Here is a 5,422-nt window from a genome sequence, read left to right as displayed (position 1 = left end):
CACGTGGCGAATCTCCATGGCGCTCACGCCGTGATTCATTCCACCCATCTCGTCCATGGTCCCCATATGACCCTGAAAGGGTGCGCTTCATGGTGGAGCCTTTCAGGGTCATATGGGGCAGTGGAGAGAAGTGGTGAATCAGTGGACGGCGGTGGATGCCGGAGTAGGCGTGGTGTGTTCTTCCTTCGGACTGGTGGGAGCCAGGTGGGCCGGGTCCAGATCAATCCGGCGCAGCAACTGAGCGTTAAGCGCCACCACAATCGTCGACAGCGACATCAACACCGCAGCAGCAGCCGGGGGAAGCAGAATGCCGCTAGAGGCGAGCACGCCGGCGGCCAGGGGCACGGACAAGATGTTGTAACCGGACGCCCAGATGAGGTTCTGGATCATCTTGCGGTAGCTGGCCTGCGAGAGCTCAATCATCGACAATATTGCCCGGGGATCGTCACTGGCCAGGACCACTCCGGCGGATTCCATTGCCACATCCGTGCCGGCCCCGATGGCGATGCCGACCTCGGCGCGGGCCAGGGCCGGGGCGTCGTTGACACCGTCGCCGACCATGGCCACGCTCAGGCCACGCTCCTGTAACTGGGTGACCTTGGTGTCCTTGTCCTGGGGCAGAACCTCGGCGAAGACCTCATCAATCCCCAGGTCCTGGCCAACTGCATGGGCCACCTGCTGCGCGTCACCGGTAATCATCGCGACCTTCACCCCGCGGTCCTGCAGGGCTTTCACAGCGGCGCGGGATTCGGGGCGGATCTTGTCCTCGACGGCCACCGCACCGATAATCTGACCGTCGCGGACAATATGGAGCACACCGGCCCCACGCCCGGTCCAGGCGCTGGTGGTGTCGGTGAGCTCGGCCGGGGTGGTGAGGTTGAACTCGCGCAGCATGTTCGGCCCGCCCACGAGGATCTCAGCGCCATCGACAGTGGCCCGGACTCCCCTGCCGGAGGCGGCGCTGAAACCAGTTGCACGGATTTGCCGACGAGAGGCCTCGGGATGGGCGGCCGCGGCCGCCACGATGGCGCGGGCCACGGGGTGCTCGCTGTCGGCCTCCGCGGCGGCGGCCAGGGCCAGCAGCTCGCCCTCGGTGACGCCGACAGTTGCCGCGACACCGGTGACCGCGTGCGCGCCCTCGGTCAGGGTGCCGGTTTTATCGAAGAGCACCACGTCGATGGTGCGCATCCGCTCGAGCGCCATCCGGTCCTTGATGAGCACCCCGGATTTCGCGGCCCGCTCGGTGGAGATTGCAATGACCAGCGGAATCGCCAGACCCAAGGCGTGCGGGCAGGCGATGACCAGCACCGTGACCGTGCGCACCACGGCATCGTCCGGGCTGCCGATGGCGGTCCACACCACCGCGGTGATCAGAGCAGAGATCAGCGCGAACCAGAACAACAACGCCGCCGCCCGATCTGCCAGGGCCTGAGCCCGGGAGGAGGACTCCTGTGCGTCGGCAACCATGCGTTGGATCCCGGCCAAGGCGGTGTCCCCGCCGGTAGCCTCCACCCGGACGCGGACGGTGTTGTCGGTGGCCACGGTACCGGCGACCACCTTATCACCGGTGTCGCGGAAGACGGGACGGGATTCGCCGGTGATCATCCCCTCATCGAATTCGGCGGCTCCGTCGATGATGGTTCCGTCGGCCGGCACCCGGGCACCGGCCCTCACCAGCACGACGTCGCCGACGACCAGCTCGGAGATGTCCACGGTGCGGGTGGTCCCATCGATGACTTTCTCAGCCTCATCCGGCAACAGGGCAGCCAGCGCGTCAAGCGCGGAGGACGCACCCCCGAGAGCGCGCATCTCCAGCCAGTGGCCCAGTAGCATGATGGTCACCAGCAGGGCCAGCTCCCACCAGAAGTCCAGGTCAAAACCGCCCAGCCCCAGAGTGGTGACCCAGGAGGCGACAAACGCCACGGTGATGGCCATGGCAATCAGGAGCATCATCCCGGGTTGGCGGGATTTCACTTCCTTCCATCCGCCCTTGAGGAAAGGCGTTCCGCCGTAGACGAAGATGATCGTGTCCAGTACCGGGGGAACCCAGGTGGATCCGGGGAATTCCGGGAGGGGGTAGCCGAGCAGGTGGGCGACCATGGGGCTGAAAATAACGACGGGAATGGACAGAATCAGTGACCACCAGAAGCGTTCCCGAAACATTGCGGTGCTGTGCCCGGCGTGTTCGCCGTGACCATGAACCTGGTGGTCTTCGTCCAGGGCAGAGTGCGGGTGACCGTGGTGCATCGCCTGGCCGTGGGTGTCGGCGTCTGCGTGGTGTTCGTGGCTGGCATGATTCGGGTGGTGGGTGTGGTCTGTTTCCGGAGCGGGGTGATCACCATGGTGATCGCCGGAATGGTGGGGAGTGTTCATGACGTTCCTTTCGCTCAACCCGGTCGGGGTCGAGATGATGGGTAAATCGATCAGGATAAGACGGTGTAGCCGGTCGCCTCGATAGCCCGGCGAACCGTCTCCGGAGGTACGACACCGGTGACCGTGACGGTGGAAACACCACCAGCAGCGAGATCAACCTGGACGTCGTCGACCTGGGAGAGGGTCTGAAGGGCCTGGGTCACGCTTTTCGCGCAGTGCCCGCAGGTAAGGCCGGTGACCTGATAGCTAGAGGAGGACCCTCCTGCTGACGAGTTGCTGGCGGCAGGGTTGGAGACGGTGTCGGCATGTGAGGCAGGTCCGCAACAGCTGCAGCCGTGGGAGGCCATCGGCAAGAGGCGGGGCGGGGAGGTGATCATGGGAAAGCTCCTACGGGTCGGTGGGATGCGGCGATGCTACTCTCAAGCATATACCCCCCTGGGGTATATTTTGAAGGGCGGCGATACTGTTCTCCAGTATATACCCCCCTGGGGTATATTTTCAAGAGGTGGAGGACACACCCCGGTCGGCGAGCAGGTCCAGATTAGTGTCCACCGACAGGAGGTGTCCACCGCACTCATCCACGTCGCCAATGACAGCGAGGGCATCCCACCTGGCCAGCTCGGACACATCTTCGAACGCTTCTACCGGGGGGGGCGCCCACAGTCGGGACAACGGCGGGGCTGGTATCGGCCTGACCATCTCCAAGGCATTGATCGAGGCCCACGGCGGCACTCTCACCGCCACCTCCCCCAGGCCCGGTCGCGGAGCGGTGTTTACCCTCCGCCTCCCGCCGCCCCCTCCCGACAATGAGGAGGCTGCTCGGTAACCCCGCCCTGCCCTGCGTGAGGGCCGCGCCATCCACCCCTTGAAAATATACCCCAGGGGGGTATACACTGGAGAACAGCATCGCCGCATCCCACCGACCCGTAGGAGCTTTCCCGTGATCACCGTCCCGCCCCGCCTCTTGCCGATGACCTCTCACGACTGCTTCTACCACAGCCTCACGACCTGCCTGGGGGAACTCGACAATGAGGATATCCAGGTTACGATCACCGATGAGGCGACCGGTGAGGCGCTGGTGGACGAGGCGACAACCACCTTCGACAATGGGTTTGGCTTCTGGCTTCCCGATGATGCCATCGGCCTGATTGAGGTCAGCTACCAGGGGCGTACCGGCACCACGGAGTTTTCCACCACCGACGACGGTGCCACCTGTGTCACAGACCTGCGCCTGACGTGATGGCTCAGCAGAGTCCTCACCTGCGCCTGTCTCCCATATCACTGAAATCTTGCACCAAGAAAGGTTAAATCATGACGAACACGTTTCCCCGACGACAGTTTCTGCTCGGCGGGCTCACCCTCGCCGGCACCGGGGCCTTGACAGCCTGCACCAGCAACCCTGGACCCGCTGCCTCGACACCAGGTCCCTCCCTTCGCCCCACTCCCACCTCCACTGCGCTCGGTGAGCCGACGGTGCGCCGGACGCTGACCGCCCGTCCCCTCTCCCTGGATATCGGCGGCATCGAAGCCAAGACGTGGGGATACGTCTCTAACACCGGGGATGCGGCCATTGAGGCCACCGTCGGCGACGTCCTCCAGGTCGATATCACCAATGAACTGCCTGAGAGCACCTCCATCCACTGGCACGGCATCGCACTCCACAACGCAGCCGACGGTGTGCCCGGCATGACCCAGGACCCCATTGAACCTGGCAAGTCTTTCTCCTATGTTTTTAAAGTCCCCCACGGTGGCACCTACTTCTACCATTCCCACGCCGGCCTGCAGCTTGATCGCGGCCTCCACGCCCCACTGATCATCCGTGACCCGCAAGACGCTGAGGACCATGACGTCGAGTGGACCATCGTGCTCGACGACTGGGTCGATGGCATTCAGGGCACTCCCAATGATGAGCTCGACAAGCTCACCGGAATGGGTTCGGGCGACCATCACGGGAAGATGGGAATGGGAAATCATCACGGCACCCCGGACCGGGTACTGGGCGGGGATGCCGGCGATGTGATGTATCCGTACTACCTCATCAACGGACGTATCCCCCGTGCTCACCGGACCTTCGAGGCTCGCCCGGGCAACAAGGCCCGCCTGCGGTTTATCAACTCCGGCGGTGACACCATCTTCAAGGTGGCCCTCGGGGGTCACCGCATGACCGTTACCCACACCGACGGCTTCCCTGTCCAGCCCTTGGAGACCGAATCGATCTACCTGTCGATGGGCGAGCGTGTTGACGTCGAGGTCATCCTCGGCGACGGCGTCTTCCCGCTCACGGCTTTGGCGGTGGGTAAGAACGACCGCGCCTTCGCCGTCATCCGCACCGCCGGCGGCCAGGCCCCCAGCCCCGATGTCGACTTCCCCGAGTTGTCGTCCACCGGACTGCTTCTGTCCTCTCTGAAGCCAGCAGACCGTGCACTCCTGCCCGAGGGCACACCAGACCGAGAAGTCAGCATCGACCTGGACGGGCAGATGATGCCGTATAAATGGAGCATTCTCACCGACGGCCAATCCTCCTCCGCGACCGTGCAGGAGGGCCAGCGCCTGCGGATGGTCATGCGCAACAGGACCATGATGCCCCATCCCATGCACATCCACGGCCACACGTGGTCGCTGCCCGGCAGCGGCGGGCTACGCAAGGACACCGTCCTTCTCCGCGGCGGTGAAACCATAATCGCCGACCTGATCGCTGAGAACCCCGGTGAGTGGGCATTTCACTGCCATAACGCCTATCACATGGAAACCGGGATGTTCAGCTCGCTTCGCTACACGTAACCCCCACAGCAGGGTTGAGTGCCGAGGTGGGCAGAGTCGCTACAGACCACCCACCGGGCAGCACGACGACCTTCTCGGTGTTGTGGCCTTCCGGGACAACCAGAACACCGTCTTCTTCCCCACCGCCCCGGAATAAGAAGATCTAATCCATGCCGAGCACACCCCGCAGAGCCGCCATCGTGGTTGCCGCGGTGCTCCCCCTCGTTCCTCCCCTCACTAAGCAGAGGCGGGACGCCGCATATTTCCTCCGCGCCTACGCAGGGGCACC

General features: G+C 64.1%; 4 protein-coding genes and 1 pseudogene. 3 read left to right on the top strand and 2 right to left on the bottom strand.

Annotated elements, in window-relative coordinates; all coding sequences use genetic code 11:
- Positions 1-138: 138 nt before the first annotated feature.
- Together HMPREF2999_RS05040 and HMPREF2999_RS05035 are read right to left on the bottom strand one after the other, a co-directional pair.
- A complete protein-coding gene (locus tag HMPREF2999_RS05040; RefSeq protein WP_070676842.1) occupies positions 139-2,163 on the bottom strand; it encodes a copper-translocating P-type ATPase in 2,025 nt (674 codons plus the stop codon).
- 260 nt (positions 2,164-2,423) lie between these two features.
- Positions 2,424-2,750, bottom strand: coding sequence for a heavy-metal-associated domain-containing protein (locus tag HMPREF2999_RS05035; RefSeq protein WP_070676241.1), 327 nt, complete (start codon positions 2,748-2,750; stop codon positions 2,424-2,426).
- Between the two features lie 184 nt (positions 2,751-2,934).
- On the opposite strand from HMPREF2999_RS05035, the pseudogene HMPREF2999_RS09295 reads away from it, so the two are divergent.
- The 3 genes and pseudogenes from HMPREF2999_RS09295 (at position 2,935) to HMPREF2999_RS05020 (ending at position 5,154) form a co-directional block, all read left to right on the top strand.
- Positions 2,935-3,199, top strand: a pseudogene (locus HMPREF2999_RS09295) (ATP-binding protein).
- A 114-nt stretch (positions 3,200-3,313) separates the two neighbouring features.
- Positions 3,314-3,613 carry a CueP family metal-binding protein gene (locus tag HMPREF2999_RS05025; RefSeq protein ID WP_246823081.1) on the top strand — a complete coding sequence of 100 codons (300 nt, stop codon included), beginning with the start codon at positions 3,314-3,316 and terminating at the stop codon, positions 3,611-3,613.
- Positions 3,614-3,684: 71 nt separating this feature from the next.
- A complete protein-coding gene (locus tag HMPREF2999_RS05020) occupies positions 3,685-5,154 on the top strand; it encodes a multicopper oxidase family protein (protein WP_070676239.1) in 1,470 nt (489 codons plus the stop codon).
- The last annotated feature ends 268 nt before the right edge of the window (positions 5,155-5,422 follow it).

The sequence above is a fragment of the Rothia sp. HMSC066H02 genome, assembly GCF_001814995.1.
GTDB lineage: Bacteria > Actinomycetota > Actinomycetes > Actinomycetales > Micrococcaceae > Rothia > Rothia mucilaginosa.
This window is presented reverse-complemented; position numbering and strand designations above follow the sequence as displayed.

Bases quoted from the DNA above. Each gene is read 5' to 3' on its own strand.
- HMPREF2999_RS05040 (WP_070676842.1), bottom strand. From the start codon at position 2,163: ATGTTTCGGGAACGCTTCTGGTGGTCACTGATTCTGTCCATTCCCGTC.
- HMPREF2999_RS05035 (WP_070676241.1), bottom strand. From the start codon at position 2,750: ATGATCACCTCCCCGCCCCGCCTCTTGCCGATGGCCTCCCACGGCTGC.
- HMPREF2999_RS05020 (WP_070676239.1), top strand. From the start codon at position 3,685: ATGACGAACACGTTTCCCCGACGACAGTTTCTGCTCGGCGGGCTCACC.